Raw genomic sequence first — 19184 nt, 5'->3', positions numbered from 1 at the left:
TCTCCATCTAGTATAACGAACGTCCGAAAAAAAGAGAAGGACCGCGGTTCCCCGCAGTCCTCCCGTCTTGAATCATGCGTTTTGTTCTTGCAACGATTCGAGGAGCCCCTCGATGTAGTGTTGAGCGTTCTGAGCGGCAATCGATCCGTCGTTCGTCGCTGTGACGACTTGACGGAGCGTTTTCTCACGAACGTCACCGGCAGCGAAGATCCCAGGGATATTCGTTTCCATCGCCTCGTTCGTGACGATGTAGCCTTGCTCGTTTGTGATACCGAGGTCTTGGACAAATCCAGTGATCGGGTTCATCCCGATATAGATGAAGACACCGTCGATCTCGTAGTCTGTCTCTGTACCGTCGACCGTGCTGACGAGTCGAGCGCCACCGACTTTCCCGTCTTTCTCCGTGATTTCTTTCAATGTGTGGTTCCAAATGAAGTCGATTTTTTCATTGTCGAACGCACGTTTTTGAAGAATCTTTTGCGCACGGAGCTCATCGCGACGGTGAACGATTGTCACCTTATCCGCGAAACGTGTCAAGAAGACACCTTCCTCAACAGCTGAGTCGCCACCACCGATGACGAATAACTCTTTTCCTTTGAAGAAGGCTCCGTCACATACCGCGCAATACGATACGCCACGGCCACCGAGTTCTTCTTCACCCGGTACACCGATTTTCTTATACTGAGCACCAGAGGCGAGGATGATCGCACGTGCTTTATAGTCACGGTTGTGCGCATGCACGATTTTATATTCTGTTTCATCCGAGATGCGTTGCACGTCCCCATATGCATACTCCGCTCCGAACGCTTTTGAATGGTCGAACATCTTTTGAGACAAGTCAGGACCGAGAATGCTGTCGTACCCTGGATAGTTCTCGATATCTTCCGTGTTGGCCATCTGGCCACCTGGAATCCCGCGTTCGATCATAAGCGTTGAAAGGTTCGCACGTGAAGCATATAGCGCAGCGGTCATTCCGGCAGGACCGGCACCGATGATAATGACGTCATAAATTTTTTCTTCTGTCATGTTGATTCCACCTCTGCAAGAAATTGATTGCCTTTAGTATAAGAAACCTGTATGGGTATCGTCTATCTTTATGCTTGTTCGAGTGTCTGCTTGAACGAACGGACCGTTTCTGTCAACGTGTCGACTGAAAGGTGGAAGGCATTCGCACAGTCTTCGAGAATCAACGCATCTCGTTTCGTATAAAACATCCAGACGAGCGCAGCGGCCGATGCCGTTACGTCCATAAATGCTTCATCCGACATGAGAAGTGTCGCGAAACGCTCATAGAAATCACCTTCAAGGCTCATCCGTTCCGCTTCTGACACATGCGCTTCCGCCAAGACGAGCGCGTCAAACGCGCGTTTGACCCGAGCATCACCTGTGAACGGTTGTTGACAAAGGTCGGCACGACACATCTCGGCGAATGCACGGACCGTTTCATTTTCTGTCACTACGTTTGTCAACGCGAGCGCTTCAAACGCCTCGTCATCCTTCAGGTTGGAGATGATTCGGATGATCTCGATTCGAGCTAAATCACTCTCTTGACGCAGTCCTTGGACGAGCGCCGAACGGAATTCGAGATTTTCTCGGATATCGAAGCTCTGTTTCTCTTCGAACTGTTTCATTTCTTCCTTGTTCAAGTAAGTGGCCGCCTCTCCGAATCGTCCTGTCTTATAGGCAGACACACTGAGCCAATGCCCGAACAATGGGTCCCCGCGGAATCCGCGGTCTTTCAATAGACGCAATTCTTCATACGCACGGTCGTAGTGTCCGACGAGCGCGAGTGTCGTCGCCAATTTATAACGCAAGTCAAATTGGAGTGGACGGACACGCGTGAGCGGTGTCGACAACTGCATCGCCGCTTCCGATTGACCCGCTTCATGGAGCAAGAGAATCGTGTTCAAGATCGCATGCAAGTTGCCCGGATTTTGGTCGAGCACGTATTCGAGCGTCCGGAAGGCGGCTTGGTCATCGCCGAGATAAAAACTGACGACCGATAGATTGTTGTATGCCGGCCAAAACGATGGATATTGACCGATGAGACGCTCGAGTGTCGCCTTTGCCGCAAACAATCGTCCTTTATCGATTTGACGCTGCGCCTCCGTATGCCACGTGATCAATTCGTCTTCTTCCTCGTCCTCGAGCTCTTGTTCGAGTTCGATCAGTTCAAGAAGGGATTGCACGGCTTCCGTGTAGTGACCTTTCGTGTCACGGGCGAGATATTCGGATGCATAGTTCGCCGCTTCTTCATATTGAGAGACATAGGCATAGTTGCTCGCTAAGTGATACAGTGCCTCTGTTGCGGTCTCGTCGAGCTCTAATACTCGTTTCCACACGTCATTGGCGTGGTAGACCTCCCCTACTTCAAATAACAGTTCTGCGTACTGTTTATGATAGTCGACGCGATGCGTGGCTGCCGCTGTCGCTTCAGCCATGAAAAAAGTCGCTTCATCCAGGCGACCTTCTCGTAACGCACGACGACCTCTATAGTAGTGGAGCTCCGCAGCGAGCGGAGATTCTGGTTCGGGTAGCGTCAATACTGCTTCATAGTTCGCTTCCATATTCTAAATCCTCCACATCATCTCTAAATCTTTTTTTAGTTGCAGGGATAAGAATACCGCACTCGAACAACGAGGGCAACTGAAAAAGTTAAAAAAAATTGCGACTATATTCCCTCTATAATGAATATTTTTTGCTAGGTTCAAAAATTGTTTTTGAACGAAAATATGATGGCTTCATTTCTGTACATTTATCCATAAAAAAGCGGCATCTCCTTTAAAAAAAGTGATACCGCTCAAGTATTCTTGATCTTGTATGAACAAAATGCTCATGAAAACATTTTGCGGAAAATTGTGTCAAATATGTGTCAACGATTGAAGCTTTGCACCGACGACCCGTTCTCCCGGTAGGACGTCACGATGAACGACCGCACCTGCGCCGACCACTGCTCCGTCTCCGATGGTCACGCCCGGCAAGATGGTGACGTTCGCCCCGATCAACACCTCGTCACCGATGATGACGTCTCCGATTCGATATTCGTCGACGAGATATTCATGACAGAGAATCGTCGAGTTGAAGCCAATGACCGTATTACGGCCGATCGTGATGCGTTCTGGGAACATGACGTCCGGTGTGACCATAAGGGCGAGCGCACTATGCTCGCCTATTTTCATTCCGAGGAACGTCTGGTAAAGCCAACGCTTCGCCTTCACAGACGGAAAGTAACGTCCGATGAGCACGACTGACGTGTTTTTGAAGACACGTAGGAATCGAATGGTCCGATACATCTGCCATAGCGGGTTCGGTCCATCGATTCGATACCGTTTTGTCTTACGCATGAACGCCGACCTCGTCGAGCCATGCCTCGAAATGTTCCATCGAGTCGATGATGACGTCAGGTTCGAGCGATTCGAGGAACGGACGTCCTTTGAGGGCCCAACCGACAGCGACCGTTTTCGTTCCTGCATTCTTCCCGCTGAAGATATCCGTGTCGTTGTCTCCGACCATGACGGCACGTTCCGCTGACGAACCGAGCGCTTGGAGAGCACGTTCGACTGGCTCAGCGTGCGGCTTTTCGTTTTTCACATCGTCCGCCGTCACGACGACATCGAACAAGTGGTCGATGTCGAACAGGCGGAGCCCACGTTCGACGACAGGACGCCCTTTCGACGTGACAATTCCCATCTTATAGCCTTTTGCATGGAGTCGGTACAGTCCTTCAATCACACCCGGGTACTCTGCGACGAGTTGGTCATGCATCGCGATGTTGAAGCTCCGATAGAACGCCTGCATCTCTTTCCACTCCGGTTCATTTAGTTCCCGGAACGATTTTTCAAGCGTAGGTCCGATGAAGCGATAGATGTCTTCGTCCCGATACGTCTGTTCCGGGAAATAGTATTCGAATGTATGACGAAAACTTGCGATGATGAGCGGATTCGTATCAAGCAATGTGCCGTCTAAGTCAAATAAGAGCGTATCCATTAATCAAACAGTCCTTTCTCTGATGGGTCGTTGTATCGTTTCGCATTGCGACGAAGGATCATCATGACGATTCCGAACAGAATCATAGTGATGGACACCATCTGGGCCGCACGCAAATCGCCTGACATGAGACTATCCGTACGAAGTCCCTCGATGTAGAAACGTCCAATCGAGTACCAGACGAGATAAGACAAGAAAATGTACCCGCGTCGTGGGTTTCCGATCATGCGCCATGCGACAAGGAGGATGACCCCTGTAATGTTCCACACACTTTCATATAAGAATGTCGGAATATAGTAAGCCCCGTCGATATACATCTGATTGACGATCCAGTCCGGTAGCATGAGCGTATCCTGAAGGAAACTACGCGTCGTCTCGCCGCCATGGGCTTCCTGGTTCATAAAGTTTCCCCAGCGTCCGACGGCTTGTCCCAAGAGAAGCGATGGTGCCAAGATGTCCGTCACTTTCCAGAACGACATCGATTTTCGCATGCAGTAAACGATTACGACAAGCAGTGCGCCAAAGATGGCCCCGTGGATGGCAATCCCACCTTGACGGATGTCGATGATCTGACCAAGGTTTTCTGAATAGTAATCCCATTGGAACGTCACATAATAAATCCGGGCGAAGATGATACTGATTGGAATCGACCAGATGACGACATCAACGAGTCGTTCTGAGTCGTAGTTGATTCGTTTGGCTTCGAATAAGGCGAGGATGAGTCCAAGCATCGCGCCAAAGGCAATAATCATGCCATACCAATAGATTGGTAAAGAGCCAATCTCAAACGCTACACGATCAAATGTCGGTTCTACCATGATCACAAGTCTCCTTCAGTGTCCTGAATCGCGTTCGCGAGACGTTCCGCAAACTCTTCAGCCGTATTGATTCCCATGTTTTGCAGACGATAGTTCATCGCTGCCACCTCGATGATGACCGCCAAGTTTCGACCAGGTCGAACAGGAATCGTCAGAAGCGGGACTTCGCTATCGATGATTTTCATCGTGTTATGGTCAAGTCCGACACGATCGTACACTTTGCCCGGATCCCAGTTTTCCAAGTTGACGATGAGGCTGATCTTTTTATGTGATCGAACCGCACCCGCACCAAACAATGTCATGACGTCGATGATGCCGATCCCGCGAATCTCAAGCAAGTGACGAATGAGCTTCGGTGCTGACCCGACCAGGAGTTGGTCACCCGTTTGACGAATCTCGACCGAGTCATCCGCAACAAGACGGTGCCCCCGTTTGACGAGTTCAAGCGCGGTCTCCGATTTACCGACACCACTTTGTCCTTTGATGAGGACACCGACACCGTAAATGTCGACGAGCACGCCGTGCATCGCCGTCATCGGTGCAAGCTCCATCTCCAAGAAGTTCGTGATTTGTGATTCGATTGAGGTCGTCACCGCATTCGTCCGCATGAGCGGGACGTTTGCCGCTTCCGCTTCTTCTTCGATTTCTTTCGGAATATCAAAGCCACGCGTGATTAAAATTCCTGGCGTCTGTTCCGTACACAAGATTTTAGCGCGCTCACGACGCTTCTCTTCCGAGAGGCTCGCATAGAATGTCAACTCCGTCTTCCCAAGCACTTGCAGGCGGTTCTTCGCATAGTGCGTATAGTAGCCGGCAAGGACGAGACCCGGTCGACTTAGGTCAGGTGTCGCGACCGGACGATGAAGCCCCTCTTCTCCCGCAATGACTTGAAGTTTAAAACGCTCAACGACTTGAGCCGTACGTACGATATTTTGCATCAGTATCTGCCCCTTTCACGCTCATTATTGTATCATAGCTCTTTCTAAGACGGGTTGGGGAAGTGATGAAGAACATGTCAAAAAATTGTTGAAACCATCCTATTACGCCGTTCGTATGTAGGGTATAGGCTTACTAGGAGGTGGAATAATGGGAGGTTTATTTGGAATTGTCATCTTATTTGCGCTAGTGATTGGAATTGGGTCACTCGTTTACATCATCAAATCATTGATCGATATGTGGAAAGAATATGCCGCGACGAAAAACGAGACGATCTTGCTCTTGTTCATCTTGAACATCATCGGATTCTTCTTTTCCGGAGCGCTCATCTCCATGATTGTCGCCATCATCTTCTACTGGAATCGCTCGAAGTCGATGCGCCTACTTGGAATCATTCTCTTGATTGCCGGACCGGTCCTCTTCATCGTTTTTGCTATCAGCGCCTTCACTTTGTTTGATACGCAGATGATGGATTGGCAACAGATGGAGTACGAAATGAATCTATAATCACAAAATCCCGAAGGCGGCGCCTTCGGGATTTGCTTATTGTTGATGAAACGGATTGTTCAAATCGCCCGGGTCGACAGGATCGACCGGGTCAGCCGGTTCCACTTTATCCTCATCAAGGAATGTGGATGGCGTATAGACCGAACCGTGCTCTAAATCGATTGTACCGGTACGCGTCCCCGCCTCGACTTCGATGCGAGGGGTTTGACCACGACCCGACAAGAATTCCAGACGACGCTGTGCGACGTCCTTACGGTCACGGATGATTTCGAGCTCATCGAGCAAGCAGTGCAGACCACCGAAGTTCGTTTCGAGCTCCCCTTCGACCTCGACGCCATGTGGTAACACGAGTCGAATGTTTCCGGCGAGTGACGCGAGTTCAAACTTCGCGGGACGAGCTGTCGCCAGTTCCGCGCGGATGTTTCCGTTCCCTGTCTTGAGGGAGGCTTTATCGTACTTCCCACCGACGATGACGGCACCGTTTCCGGTCCGAACGTGAACGAGTTCCGCTTCGACACCTTCGACCTCGACTGTCCCATTACCAGTGTTCAGTAATAGTTCGGATGCATGCACGTCATGGAGCACGACACGCCCGTTTGCGGTTTGCACACGAACGTTCTCGACATCGAGACCATCGGCACGGACTTCGCCGTTCAACGTCTGAACAAGAAGGCGGTTGAAATGGTGGTGCGGGACGTACAGTTCCACGTGGGCTCGGACGAGTTTGTCACGGAGCGAAACGACGAGACGATCACCAATGATAGAGTGCTTAACCGCAGACTGTAACTGTTCGAGCGCCTTATCCGCGTCTTGTTGGCGAAGCGGACGACCCGTGACAATCAGTTCACAATCTTCGGCATCAGACGAGACGATCGTCGCCGACGCATTGAAGAGATCGAGCGAGATGTCGCTACCTGTGAACGGGAACGACTTCGAATACGTCACTTCCGGACCAAAGTTCGAGCTGAAGGAGAAGTCGCTGTCGCGAAGTTTCGTTACGAGCCCCTCCACTGCAGATGTCAGTTTCGTTGTGAGCGATTCAACCGAATAGGCATCGACCTTTTCTGCATCCTGTCGCTCTTCAAGCGCTTGAACCTGTTCCGGTTCGAGTCGCTCGAGACGTTCGAGTTGCGTCATCGCCTCCTCGATTGTCATCTTGCCTTCCTTCACTTGCTGGAGAATCAGTTCACGCATTTCTTGTTTCACGTTCATTTTCCCCCTTCAATTTGGTTGCACGTCAATTACCTTCCCGTTTCTCACCATTTCTATACTTATTTCTTTTTTCCTGCTTTTGGTTTCACACGGGCGGCGTCTCGTTCAAGAACAGGCTTCAAATACTTACCGGTATAGGAACCTGATACTTCGGCAACTTCTTCCGGCGTTCCCGTCGCCACGATGAGTCCCCCGCCATCGCCGCCTTCTGGTCCAAGGTCGATCAAATAATCGGCCGACTTGATGACGTCGAGGTTGTGCTCGATAACGAGTACCGTATCCCCATTTTCGACGAGGCGTTGCAACACTTTCAACAAGCGCGCGATATCATCGACATGAAGTCCAGTCGTCGGTTCGTCCAAAATATAAATCGTCTTCCCGGTCGACCGTTTATGGAGCTCTGAGGCAAGTTTGACACGCTGAGCTTCCCCACCGGAGAGTTCTGTTGCCGGCTGACCGAGTTTCATATAGCCAAGACCGACATCATAAATCGTTTGAATCTTCCGCTTGATTTTTGGAATCTTATCGAAGAAGTCGAGCCCCTCTTCGATTGTCATATCGAGGACGTCCGCGATCGTCTTCCCTTTGTATTTCACTTCGAGCGTCTCCCGGTTATAACGTTTCCCGTGACAGACCTCACACGGAACATAGACGTCCGGTAGGAAGTGCATCTCGATTTTGATGATCCCGTCACCGCGACATGCTTCACAACGACCACCCTTGACGTTGAAACTGAAACGACCTTTTTTATAGCCGCGCATCTTCGCTTCATTCGTCGAGGCGAAGACGTCGCGAATGTCATCAAAGACGCCCGTATACGTGGCCGGGTTCGAACGAGGGGTCCGCCCAATTGGGGATTGATCGATATCGATGACTTTATCGATATGCTCGAGCCCTTCAATCTTTTTATGCTTCCCTGGCTTCGCTTTCGCCCGGTTCATATTGTGTGCGAGCGATTTGTAGAGAATCTCATTGATGAGGGTCGATTTACCCGATCCCGAAACCCCTGTGACGGCAACAAACATCCCGAGTGGAATGGACACGTCGACGTCTTTTAAGTTGTTCTCTTCTGCTTTGACAATCTTTAAGAAACGCTCGTCCGGCATCTTCCGTTCAGCCGGAAGTGGGATGAACTTCTTCCCGGCAAGATATTGACCGGTGAGTGAGTTTTTATTTTTCATCAGTTGTTTCGGTGTCCCGGCTGCGATGACCTGTCCGCCATGTTCCCCGGCGCCCGGCCCGATATCGATTAAGTAGTCGGCTTCCATCATCGTGTCCTCGTCATGCTCGACGACGATGAGCGTGTTGCCGATGTCCCGCATCTGTTTGAGGGTCGAAATCAACCGGTCGTTATCGCGTTGATGAAGACCGATGGATGGTTCGTCAAGGACATACAAGACACCCGTGAGCCGTGAACCGATTTGTGTCGCGAGACGAATCCGCTGCGCTTCCCCACCGGAGAGTGTTCCTGCGGCGCGAGAGAGAGTCAAGTAGTCGAGACCGACGTTATTCAAGAAGCTGAGTCGTTCCCGAATCTCTTGGAGGATGAGACGGGCGATGGCGATCTCTTTCTCGCTCAACTGCTCGTTGAGTCCTTCAAAGAACGCGAGTGCGTTCACGACCGATTTCTCCGTCACTTGCCCGACGTGCTGACCCGTGATCTTGACGGCGAGCGACTCTTCTTTCAAGCGGTAGCCGTGACATGTCGGACACGCATGTGTCGCCATGTACATTTCCATCTGCTCACGGATATAGTCGGATGTCGTCTCCCGGTAACGGCGCTCGATGTTACGGAGCACCCCTTCAAAGAAAATGGTATTCGTCCGTACTTGACCGAAGTCGTTCTCGTAGCGGAAGAGGAACGATTCCTCCGAAGACCCGTTCAAGACGAGGTCCTGATCACGTTTTGATAGGCGCTCGAACGGCACGTCCATGTCGATGTTGAAATGCTGGCACATCGCAGCCAAAAGTTGTGGATAGTACTGGGAACTTGTCGGTTGCCATGCGACAATCGCCCCCTCTTTCAACGTCTTCGACGGGTCCGGGATGACGAGTTCTGGGTCAACGTCTAGTTTCGTCCCAAGACCATCACACGTCGGACATGCACCGAATGGCGAGTTGAATGAGAACATCCGAGGTTCGAGTTCGCCGATGGAGAACCCGCAGATCGGACAGGCGTGATGCTCACTGAAGAGAAGCTCGGTCCCATCCATCTTATCGATAATGACACGGCCGTCCGCAAGACGTAATGCCGTCTCGAGTGAGTCGGCGAGGCGCCCTTCGACGTCAGGTCGGACCACGAGGCGGTCGACGACGACTTCAATCGAATGCTTCTTGTTTTTATCGAGCTCGATCTCATCCGTCAATTCAATTGTTTCACCATTGACACGGACACGAACAAATCCTTCTTTTTTCAAGGAGTCGAATACTTTCACATGCGTCCCTTTTCGGCCCGACACGATCGGTGCCAAAATCTGAAGGCGCGTTCGTTCCGGCAATTCCATCACTTGGTCGACCATCTGTGAGATGGTTTGACTCGAGATTTCGATGCCGTGGTTCGGACAGACCGGCTTTCCGATTCGTGCGAACAATAGACGCAAGTAATCATAAATCTCTGTTACCGTCCCGACCGTCGAACGAGGGTTACGACTCGTCGTCTTCTGATCGATTGAAATGGCCGGACTAAGTCCCTCGATCGTATCCACGTCCGGTTTATCCATCTGTCCGAGGAACTGACGAGCATAGGCAGATAAACTCTCAACGTAGCGTCGCTGTCCTTCCGCGTAAATCGTATCGAACGCAAGTGACGATTTTCCGGAGCCGGACAAGCCCGTCAAGACGACGAGCTGGTCACGTGGGATATCGATGTCAATATTTTTTAAGTTGTTGACGCGTGCCCCTTTGATGACAATCGCATTTTTCTTTTCAGCCATTTAATTCCCTACCTTCAACTCCAAGATTAAGTCACGCAATTCGGCCGCACGTTCGAACTGGAGGTCGCGCGCCGCTTGCTTCATTTCTTCTTCCAACTTGGCAATCGCCGCCTCGCGTTCGGCCGGCTTCATCGTACTGAGCGATTCGAGTGCTTCCTCTTCCGCCTCGACCGTCGCCCGGATGACACCACGGACGTCCTTTCGAATCGTCTGCGGGATGATGCCATGTTCTTCATTATAAGCTTGTTGAATCGACCGACGACGATCCGTCTCTTCGATGGCCCGCGCCATCGAGTCGGTCACCTTGTCCGCGAACAGGATGACGTGTCCGTTCGCATTACGCGCCGCTCGACCAATCGTCTGGATGAGCGAGCGATCCGAACGAAGGAACCCTTCCTTGTCCGCATCGAGGATCGTCACGAGACTGACCTCTGGAATATCGAGACCCTCCCGCAACAAGTTGATCCCGACGAGCACGTCATACTTCCCGAGCCGAAGGTCACGAATGATTTCGATTCGCTCGAGCGTCTTGATTTCGGAGTGCATATAGTTGACCTTGATTCCCGCTTCGCGTAAGTAATCGGATAGGTCCTCTGCCATCTTCTTCGTGAGCGTCGTCACGAGCACGCGCTCGTCACGCTTGATCCGTTCGCGAATCTGATCCATCAAGTAGTCAATCTGACCTTTGATCGGATGAATCTCGATTGTCGGATCAAGTAAACCGGTCGGACGGATGATCTGCTCGATCATATTCGGCGTATGTTCGAGTTCGTACGGACCTGGTGTCGCCGAGATGAAAATCGCTTGTGAGACTTTCTTCTCGAACTCATCGAACTTGAGCGGACGGTTATCCTTCGCCGAAGGGAGACGGAAGCCATGGTCGACGAGCACTTGTTTCCGTGCCTGGTCCCCGTTATACATCCCCCGTACTTGTGGGAGCGTCACGTGCGACTCATCGGCGACGAGCAAGAAGTCTTCTGGGAAGTAATCGAGTAGCGTATACGGAGTCGAGCCTTCTGGCATCAAGTTCAAGTGGCGCGAATAGTTCTCGATTCCTGAACAATACCCCATCTCACGCATCATTTCCAAATCGTAATGCGTTCGTTGCTCGAGTCGTTGCGCTTCAAGCAGTTTCCCTTCTTCGCGGAACTTCTCAAGTTGTTCCTCAAGTTCCGCTTCGATGTTGACGATTGCCTTTTGCAATTTTTCGTCGCGTGTGACGAAGTGGGAAGCCGGGAAGATGGCGACATGGTCACGGTCTGCGATGATTTCCCCCGTCAACGGGTCCATCTCCCGGATGCGGTCGATCTCGTCCCCGAAGAACTCGATGCGCATGCAGTGTTCGTCACGCGACGCTGGGAAGATCTCGACGACGTCCCCGCGGACACGGAAACGTCCACGCTGGAAATCGATATCGTTTCGTTCATATTGAATGTCGATGAGTTTACGTAACATCTCGTCACGTCCCATCTCTTTCCCGACGCGAAGGCTCAAGACGAGGCTCCGATATTCTTCAGGGTTACCGAGACCATAAATACAGGAGACAGATGCGACGATGATGACGTCATCGCGCTCAAAGAGAGCCGACGTCGCTGAGTGACGCAGCTTATCGATTTCATCATTGATCGACGCGTCCTTCTCGATGAACGTATCCGTCGACGGCACGTACGCTTCCGGTTGATAGTAGTCATAGTAACTGACGAAGTACTCGACCGCGTTGTTCGGGAAGAACTCTTTGAACTCCGAGTAGAGCTGACCGGCGAGCGTCTTGTTATGGGCGAGGACGAGTGTCGGCTTCTTTACTTCTTGAATGACGTTCGAGACGGTAAACGTTTTACCCGTACCCGTTGCACCGAGAAGCGTCTGATACCGGTCACCTCGATTTACACCTTCGACAAGCTGTCGAATCGCTTCAGGCTGGTCGCCTCCTGGTTGAAATTCAGATTGTAATGCAAACGGAATCGATTCCATAAGATACTCCTCACCTTCTCATTTCATAAGTGTCTTGATTATACCATAGACACGAACAAATATTCGCTTATTAGCTTTTAGTTTTAGACTAATGAATTTCATTTCTTTTTTACATTTGATCTACTGTTCATTTCTTTTTCCTTTACCGTCTCAAAAGAAACATCCTGTTACAGTCAAATCATCACAACACGATTTCAACAGAATCACTTTTGTGGCATAAGGGATTACAGATTACAGAATGGACTATGTTCCTAATGAGGTGGAACGCCTGAAATTATTTTTTAAGATCATCCACTTCGTGAACGTTTCGCTCTGTCCCTGACCTCTTTTGTGAAGTTTACAACTGTAAATGTGAACATTTGTAGGAATAAAGTAGGATTTTTAAAAAACGCTGTTTTAAAACGCTTACATTTTGGGCATATAATGAAGTGGTAAGTCAATTTGATAAGGGAGAAAGGGGAGTATCACATGTCAGCATTTGTCAGTGAAATTATTGGTACGATGCTATTGATTCTGCTCGGTAACGGTGTCGTCGCCGGCGTCGTCCTCCGCCATTCCAAAGCGGAAAACTCTGGCTGGATTGTCATCACAATGGGTTGGGGTCTCGCGGTTATGGTCGGGGTCTACGCAGCCGGTATTTACGGAGGCGCACACATCAACCCTGCCGTCACGATTGGTCTCGCGACAGCAGGCGAATTCCCATGGGCCGACGTCCCACTTTATATCCTCGCTCAGTTTATTGGAGCCATCATCGGGGCATGTTTGGTTTATGTCCACTACAAGCCGCACTATGATGCGACAGACGATCCTGGTTTAAAACTGGCGACGTTCTCGACAGCTCCAGGTATTCGAAGCACGCCGTACAACTTGATTGGTGAGATTATCGGAACATTCGTCCTTGTCTTTGCATTGTTGTCATTCGGGGCAAACACATTCGCAGACGGACTCAATCCACTCATCGTTGGTTTCTTGATCGTGTCAATCGGTCTCTCGCTCGGTGGTACGACGGGATATGCGATCAACCCGGCACGTGACCTTGGACCACGTATCGCACACGCATTCCTTCCAATTAAAGGAAAAGGATCTTCAGATTGGGGTTATTCATGGATCCCGGTCGTCGGTCCGATTATCGGTGCGATTATTGCCGCACTCATCTACGGTATTCTCGTCCCTTAACACATAATTTTGAAGGAGGAAATCACATATGGCGAAAGAAAAACGTTATATTTTAGCATTGGACCAAGGAACGACAAGTTCACGGGCAATCATTTTTGATCATGATGGAAAAATCGTCACAGTCGCACAACGCGAATTCAAACAATACTTCCCGAAACCAGGCTGGGTTGAACATAACGCCAATGAGATTTGGGGTTCTGTCCTCGCCGTCATGGCGGAAGCGTTCGGTTCGGCGGATATCGATCCGAATGAGATTGCTGGAATCGGGATCACGAACCAACGTGAAACGGCAGTCGTCTGGGAAAAAGAGACTGGCCGCCCTGTCTATAACGCCGTCGTTTGGCAATCCCGTCAAACTGCTGACATCTGTGAAGAGTTGAAAGCGGCAGGTCATTCGGACATGGTCCGTGACAAAACAGGTCTCTTGATCGATGCCTACTTCTCCGGTACGAAAGTCAAATGGATTCTCGACAATGTCGAAGGCGCTCGTGAGAAGGCCGAGAACGGTGAACTTCTCTTCGGAACAATCGACACATGGCTCATCTGGAAACTCTCAGGCGGAAAAGCCCACGTGACGGATTATTCGAACGCATCACGTACACTCATGTATAACATCTACGAACAAAAATGGGATGACGAGTTACTCGACATCTTGTCAGTACCGAAGTCGATGCTTCCTGAAGTCAAACCTTCGAGTGAAGTATATGCGAACACGATCCCGTATCACTTCTTCGGATTCGAAGTACCGATTGCCGGAGCCGCCGGTGACCAACAGGCTGCCTTGTTCGGTCAGACGTGCTTTGAAAAAGGGGAAGGGAAAAACACATACGGAACAGGTTGCTTCATGCTCATGAACACGGGCGAAGAAGCCGTCAAATCCGATCACGGTTTGTTGACGACGATTGCGTGGGGCTACAACGGAAAAGTCGAATATGCGCTCGAGGGATCAATCTTCGTCGCTGGTTCAGCGATCCAGTGGCTCCGTGACGGATTGCGGATGTTGAAATCTGCGAAAGACTCAGAACAATATGCGACACGCATTGAATCGACAGAGGGCGTTTACGTCGTTCCGGCATTCGTCGGTCTCGGTGCACCGTATTGGAACTCTGACGTTCGTGGTGCCATCTTCGGTCTCACACGCGGAACAGAGAAAGAACAATTGGTCCGCGCCACAATCGAATCGCTCGCTTATCAGACACGAGACGTTCTCACATCGATGGAAAATGACTCAGGTATCAACTTGAAAACACTCCGTGTCGATGGTGGAGCCGTCAGTAACAACTTCCTCATGCAGTTCCAATCGGACATTCTCAATGTTCCGGTCGAACGTCCTGAAGTGAGTGAAACGACTGCACTCGGAGCTGCCTACTTGGCAGGTCTCGCGGTCGGTTTCTGGAAAGACCAAGCAGAAATCAAAGACCAGTGGAAACTCGATAAGAAGTTTGAGCCGAACATGGACGAGTCTCATCGCGAAGCACTCTACAAAGGTTGGCAACACGCTGTCGAAGCGACCATGGCCTTCAAACCATCAAAACTTGACGTATAAGAAGACGGGCATCCTCACGGGTGCCCTTTTTCAATGCAAAAAAGAGTATCCATAGCGGATACTCTTACAGTTTACGAAGGCGGACCCGAGGGCTCGTCGGCTCTCCGACGAACAAGATCCCGAGTTCATGTGGATCGGTCTCATACATCGCCCGTTGCACGAACCGGATGTCTCCGTTCAGATTCAACACCTCAAGCTTGATGTATGGCTTATGCTGCTGGAGCGCCTCATAAAAGCTGTGCCCTCCGGTGATGACCGTCCCGTTCACTTTGTAGATGGACTCACCCGGAATCAGTTGCATCGCTTCCCCTGGTGAATTTGGAAGGGTGTCGACGATGACGGCCCCTCGATTCCCATTGATAAAGACGGGCGTTGTTCCCCGATTCTCACGTTTGATCCACTGAAGGCCAAGCTCATAGAGAACGAAGAGTGCCAATAACACGTAGTCAGCGTATGGGACTTCCCATGTATACGAGAGTCCGAATAAGCCGAGGGCGACCAAAGCGAGGACACCACGATAAGAACTCAACCGAGCGAGCAACGTCCCAGGTAACGCTCCGGTCGACAATAAACTGACCCCGATCGGAATCGGAAGAATGATCGGAACCATCGGCCAGTCGAGACCGAATGTCGGTGGTAAAAATAGCACGAGCGGGAAAAACCAAATGCGTTTGACGACGTGCCCCCCGATGAATTGGCCCCGTTTTGATAAAATCAAAGTCGGCGACGTTTCTTTCGGTCCGTTCCATCGTAACAGGATCGCTTCCGCAAGTGTCACAAGACCGAACGTCAGCGCGTAGACTGTCCAATCTACGCGAGCAAGTGCTTCTACCCAATCACGGAATGCCCCGTACGCGACGACATCACGCAACAAGACGACGCCATAGATGACGAGGAGCGGGAGCACCGGGTTGAAGAACCGCGGATGCATCGTCAATACCACGAGCGTATAGAGCACCGTGAACGATACCGCCCATTCGAATGTAATCGTCGTCTCCAATAAAATCGTCGCGGTTGAAGAAAGGACCGCTAGTAGAAGACTCGGCCAAATGAAATGCTTCCATTCCGATTTCGGCGAGCGGCGTCTCGAACGAAACATGGCTCGTTCGCGCTTGACTCGGGTCATCGATACATATGTAAGGGCGACCAGCGTCACCCAAAATAGTGGACTACCTAACAACGTCAATAAAGCCGTAACACTCATTCGTACAACTTCCACGCGGTCCAACCCTTTCTTTCATACAACGTTATTTTGCAGCTTCTTCGAGTGCTCGATTCAATTGAGCATCGTTTGCCTCATCTTGAATCTCTTCGAGTAGCTTCGATTCGAGTGCCGAAGCCGTTTCTTCATCGACCGTTCCAGAAGCCGTGAGATTTTGATCGGTCTGAAACGCTTTGACCGCCTCGCCCATCGTATCCCCGTAGTAGCCAGGCTGACCACCAGGTTCATAGCCGATACCAGTTAAAATTTTATGCAAGTTCGACACGGCATCCCCGTAGTCGCCAATTTTTAATTCGTCTTCTTCGGTCAGGACACGAGTCACATTGAAATAATCTGGTTGTTTCACTTCAATGTCCGGTTCAATCCCTTTTTTATGGATCCAGTTCCCATCCGGCGTGAGCCATTTGCTCGTCGTCAGCTTCAAATTGCTACCGTCCTCTAAATCGAACGCCGTCTGGACAACGCCTTTTCCGAACGTCTTCGTCCCGATGATGGTCGCCCCTGCCCCTTCTTTCATCGCGCCTGTCAAAATCTCAGATGCCGAGGCAGAACCCTCATCCGTCAAGACGAACAAGTCATATGGTTTCGCTTCGCGGGCACGACCGTTTTGGGCATCACGGTCCCCATCCGCATTTTCGATTTGAACGACCGGTTTTGATGTCGGGACGAACCCTTCAGACATCTCGATGACGGCCGGCAAGAGACCACCCGGGTTTCCGCGGACGTCGATGATCAAACTGTCGATGTCTTCCGATTCGAGTTGGTCCAGCTGTTCAAGAAACTCGTCGGCCGTCGGCTCTGAAAATTGGGTGACTTGAAGATACCCAATCTTTTTGCCGTCTTTCTCTTTCACTTCAGAGAACACTGTCTCAATCGGAATCGTATCCCGTGTGATCTCATAGTCAGCCGTCTGGCTACCACGACGAATGGTCAACGTGACGGTCGTCCCTTTTTCTCCTCGAATGAGTTGAACGGCTTCCTGAACGTCCATGCCTTCGATCGACTCCCCGTCGACCGCCGTGATGATGTCACCGGGACGTAGTCCTGCTTCTTCGGCCGGAGCACCTTTGATTGGAGCGACAATTAAAATGTCTTCTCCTTTCTTCTCCAAAGTCGCACCGATTCCTTCAAAACTCGATTCAATCGAATCCGTAAATTGTGATGTTTCTTCAGCGTCCAAGAAATCCGAATACGGATCGTTCAACGCTGCGGTCATTCCATCGAGCGCACCGGTCAATAAATCATCTTCCGAAATGTCTTGTAAGGAATGCTCTTCAATTAAATCACGTACTTGATCGACTTTATCCCAGCCTTCCGCATTCGTTTGAACGGGAAGCGATGTGTCTGTAAACGCCATCGTCGCAAGGCCTGCACCGGCCCCAGCCACGAATGTTGTGCCAGCGAGTAGTCCTGCGGTTGAATTTTTCACGGGTTGGTCCCTCATTTCTCTTTGTAAGTCTTTTCATTATTATAGCAAAAACGAAAGGAAACGCGGACGCGTTCCACATATTTGGGACGCGTCCGCTTCTGTCAGTAGCCAATATACGGGGCAGGGTCAATTGCGTTCGGTTGTCCAGGTGCCCATTTTCCTCGATGTAACTCAAAATGAAGATGGGGACCGGTCGACCACCCGGTGCTTCCGAGCGTCCCGACCGTTTGTCCGGCTGAAACAGATTGTCCGGATCCGACCGTGATCGCACTCAAGTGAGCATAGACGGTCGTCCATACTTCACCGTTCATGACGTGTGAGACGAAAACGACATTCCCATATCCCGTCGCCGGTGCCGCTTTGATGACGACTCCCGGTGCGCTCGCGACAATGGGTGTGCCCGGCGCATTGACGAGGTCGATTCCCTTATGAATCTCAGGGACTCCCGTCAACGGATTATTCCGAGGACCGAACGGGCTAGAGACATAACCGGACACGGGACGAACAAATCCGGTCGATGTGGATACCGGCGTCGGTGTGTCGGCAGGTGCCGTCACTACAGGTGCCTCGACTTCTGTTTCCGCTTCTCTCGCTTCAGCCTCAGCTCGTGCCTGTTCTTCAGCGGCACGCGCTTCCGCTTCTCGTTTGGCACGTTCTGCCGCCTCGGCCGCTTCCCGTTCTGCAGTCGCGATCGCCTCGAGCTGTTCACCGATGATTCGGTTCTGTTCAGCCATGACGGCCTGTTCTTCACTACGCGTCATCTTCTCTAGTTCGAGTTGCTCGACTTGCTCGTCAAGCTCAGCCAACAAGTCACGCTTCTTCTCGGCCGTTCGGTCGAGGTCTTGTTTCGTGATGACAAGTTCCCGCTCTTTTTGCTTGATGAAAGAGAGTTGGGTACGCTGTGTCGACTCGAGCGACTCCAGACGTTCCATCTCACTCATATAATTATGTATGAGTTCCCGGTCCTGTTCGGCGATCGTGCGGGCCGTCATGACCCGTGTCACGAAGTCGCCGAAGGAACGGGACTCAAAAATGACTTGTAGATAAGACGTGTCTTCGTGTACTTGTAAGACACGAAGGCGTTCGTTCAAGAGCTCCTTTTGGCTTTCCAAGTATTCCTCTTGAACGGAGAGTTGTTGGCGGGTCGACTCGAGTTCTGCCCGGGCCGTATCGACCTCGTGCTGTTGAATGGCGATCTGTTCGCTCAACACATTCAACCGGTCGTCGACGACGTGAATTTCCGTCTTCACGGCATCACGCTCTGCCTCGGTGACCTCGAGTTCGGCATCCGTCTTGGCTTGCGCTTTTTTCGACTCTTCCAATTCATTGGATAGTCGGTCTTGCCGAGCTTTCAACGTGTCTTTCTCTGTCGCCATGACTGGCATGGCAAGTAATGATACACACAACCCTAGCGCAAGCGAACGTTTCATCCGCCAACTCCTCCTTA

15 protein-coding genes are annotated in these 19184 nt (G+C 51.0%); 3 read left to right on the top strand and 12 right to left on the bottom strand.

The features are described from left to right. Nucleotides 1-72: 72 nt before the first annotated feature. The 6 genes from trxB to hprK all read right to left on the bottom strand — a co-directional run bounded on the left by trxB (nucleotide 73) and on the right by hprK (nucleotide 5743). Nucleotides 73-1026, bottom strand: a complete 954-nt coding sequence (gene trxB, locus KNO94_RS04970) for a thioredoxin-disulfide reductase (RefSeq protein ID WP_214777970.1) — start codon at nucleotides 1024-1026, stop codon at nucleotides 73-75. A 68-nt stretch (nucleotides 1027-1094) separates the two neighbouring features. Next, nucleotides 1095-2567: a tetratricopeptide repeat protein gene (locus KNO94_RS04965; RefSeq protein ID WP_214777968.1), complete on the bottom strand. Its 1473-nt coding sequence runs from the start codon at nucleotides 2565-2567 to the stop codon at nucleotides 1095-1097. A 294-nt stretch (nucleotides 2568-2861) separates the two neighbouring features. Then, nucleotides 2862-3344 carry an acyltransferase gene (locus KNO94_RS04960; protein ID WP_214741621.1) on the bottom strand — a complete coding sequence of 161 codons (483 nt, stop codon included), beginning with the start codon at nucleotides 3342-3344 and terminating at the stop codon, nucleotides 2862-2864. Next, the gene (gene ppaX, locus KNO94_RS04955) at nucleotides 3337-3987 is read right to left on the bottom strand and encodes a pyrophosphatase PpaX (RefSeq protein WP_214741623.1); all 651 of its coding nucleotides are present in this window, start codon (nucleotides 3985-3987) and stop codon (nucleotides 3337-3339) included. The genes KNO94_RS04960 and ppaX overlap by 8 nt, the downstream gene beginning before the upstream one ends. Continuing rightward, the gene (gene lgt / locus KNO94_RS04950) at nucleotides 3987-4805 is read right to left on the bottom strand and encodes a prolipoprotein diacylglyceryl transferase (protein ID WP_214777966.1); all 819 of its coding nucleotides are present in this window, start codon (nucleotides 4803-4805) and stop codon (nucleotides 3987-3989) included. Before lgt ends, ppaX begins: the two co-directional genes overlap by 1 nt. Nucleotides 4806-4807: 2 nt before the next feature. Further along, nucleotides 4808-5743: an HPr(Ser) kinase/phosphatase gene (gene hprK / locus KNO94_RS04945; protein WP_214777964.1), complete on the bottom strand. Its 936-nt coding sequence runs from the start codon at nucleotides 5741-5743 to the stop codon at nucleotides 4808-4810. Nucleotides 5744-5891: 148 nt separating this feature from the next. On the opposite strand from hprK, the gene KNO94_RS04940 reads away from it, so the two are divergent. Continuing rightward, on the top strand, nucleotides 5892-6248 hold the full coding sequence (locus tag KNO94_RS04940; protein WP_214777962.1) for a hypothetical protein: 357 nt from the start codon (nucleotides 5892-5894) through the stop codon (nucleotides 6246-6248). Between the two features lie 36 nt (nucleotides 6249-6284). Here KNO94_RS04940 and KNO94_RS04935 read toward each other — a convergent pair whose 3' ends face one another. From KNO94_RS04935 to uvrB, 3 genes are read right to left on the bottom strand one after another with little or no spacing between them, the layout of a single operon-like run. Then, a complete protein-coding gene (locus KNO94_RS04935; protein ID WP_251125823.1) occupies nucleotides 6285-7460 on the bottom strand; it encodes a DUF4097 family beta strand repeat-containing protein in 1176 nt (391 codons plus the stop codon). A 59-nt stretch (nucleotides 7461-7519) separates the two neighbouring features. Continuing rightward, entirely contained in the window at nucleotides 7520-10393 is a 2874-nt protein-coding gene (gene uvrA, locus KNO94_RS04930; protein ID WP_214777959.1) for an excinuclease ABC subunit UvrA, read from the bottom strand. Continuing rightward, a complete protein-coding gene (uvrB, locus tag KNO94_RS04925; protein WP_214683870.1) occupies nucleotides 10394-12364 on the bottom strand; it encodes an excinuclease ABC subunit UvrB in 1971 nt (656 codons plus the stop codon). It abuts the gene before it with no gap. 468 nt (nucleotides 12365-12832) lie between these two features. On the opposite strand from uvrB, the gene KNO94_RS04920 reads away from it, so the two are divergent. Both KNO94_RS04920 and glpK read left to right on the top strand, forming a co-directional pair. Then, a complete protein-coding gene (locus KNO94_RS04920; protein WP_047795079.1) occupies nucleotides 12833-13540 on the top strand; it encodes an MIP/aquaporin family protein in 708 nt (235 codons plus the stop codon). A gap of 28 nt (nucleotides 13541-13568) precedes the next feature. Next, a complete protein-coding gene (glpK, locus tag KNO94_RS04915) occupies nucleotides 13569-15086 on the top strand; it encodes a glycerol kinase GlpK (RefSeq protein WP_214777958.1) in 1518 nt (505 codons plus the stop codon). 64 nt (nucleotides 15087-15150) lie between these two features. Here the strand turns inward: glpK and KNO94_RS04910 are convergent, their stop codons facing one another. The 3 genes from KNO94_RS04910 to KNO94_RS04900 all read right to left on the bottom strand — a co-directional run bounded on the left by KNO94_RS04910 (nucleotide 15151) and on the right by KNO94_RS04900 (nucleotide 19167). Continuing rightward, nucleotides 15151-16305, bottom strand: coding sequence for a PDZ domain-containing protein (locus KNO94_RS04910; protein ID WP_353047827.1), 1155 nt, complete (start codon nucleotides 16303-16305; stop codon nucleotides 15151-15153). A 28-nt stretch (nucleotides 16306-16333) separates the two neighbouring features. Then, nucleotides 16334-17737: a S41 family peptidase gene (locus tag KNO94_RS04905; RefSeq protein WP_214777957.1), complete on the bottom strand. Its 1404-nt coding sequence runs from the start codon at nucleotides 17735-17737 to the stop codon at nucleotides 16334-16336. A 101-nt stretch (nucleotides 17738-17838) separates the two neighbouring features. Then, nucleotides 17839-19167, bottom strand: a complete 1329-nt coding sequence (locus KNO94_RS04900) for a murein hydrolase activator EnvC family protein (RefSeq protein WP_214777956.1) — start codon at nucleotides 19165-19167, stop codon at nucleotides 17839-17841. Nucleotides 19168-19184 lie beyond the last annotated feature (17 nt).

Origin of the sequence: Exiguobacterium sp. s22, from assembly GCF_018617455.1 — a bacterium.
Classification (GTDB): domain Bacteria; phylum Bacillota; class Bacilli; order Exiguobacteriales; family Exiguobacteriaceae; genus Exiguobacterium.
The sequence above is the reverse complement of the archived record's forward strand: the minus strand, read 5'-3'. Positions and strand labels throughout refer to the sequence as shown.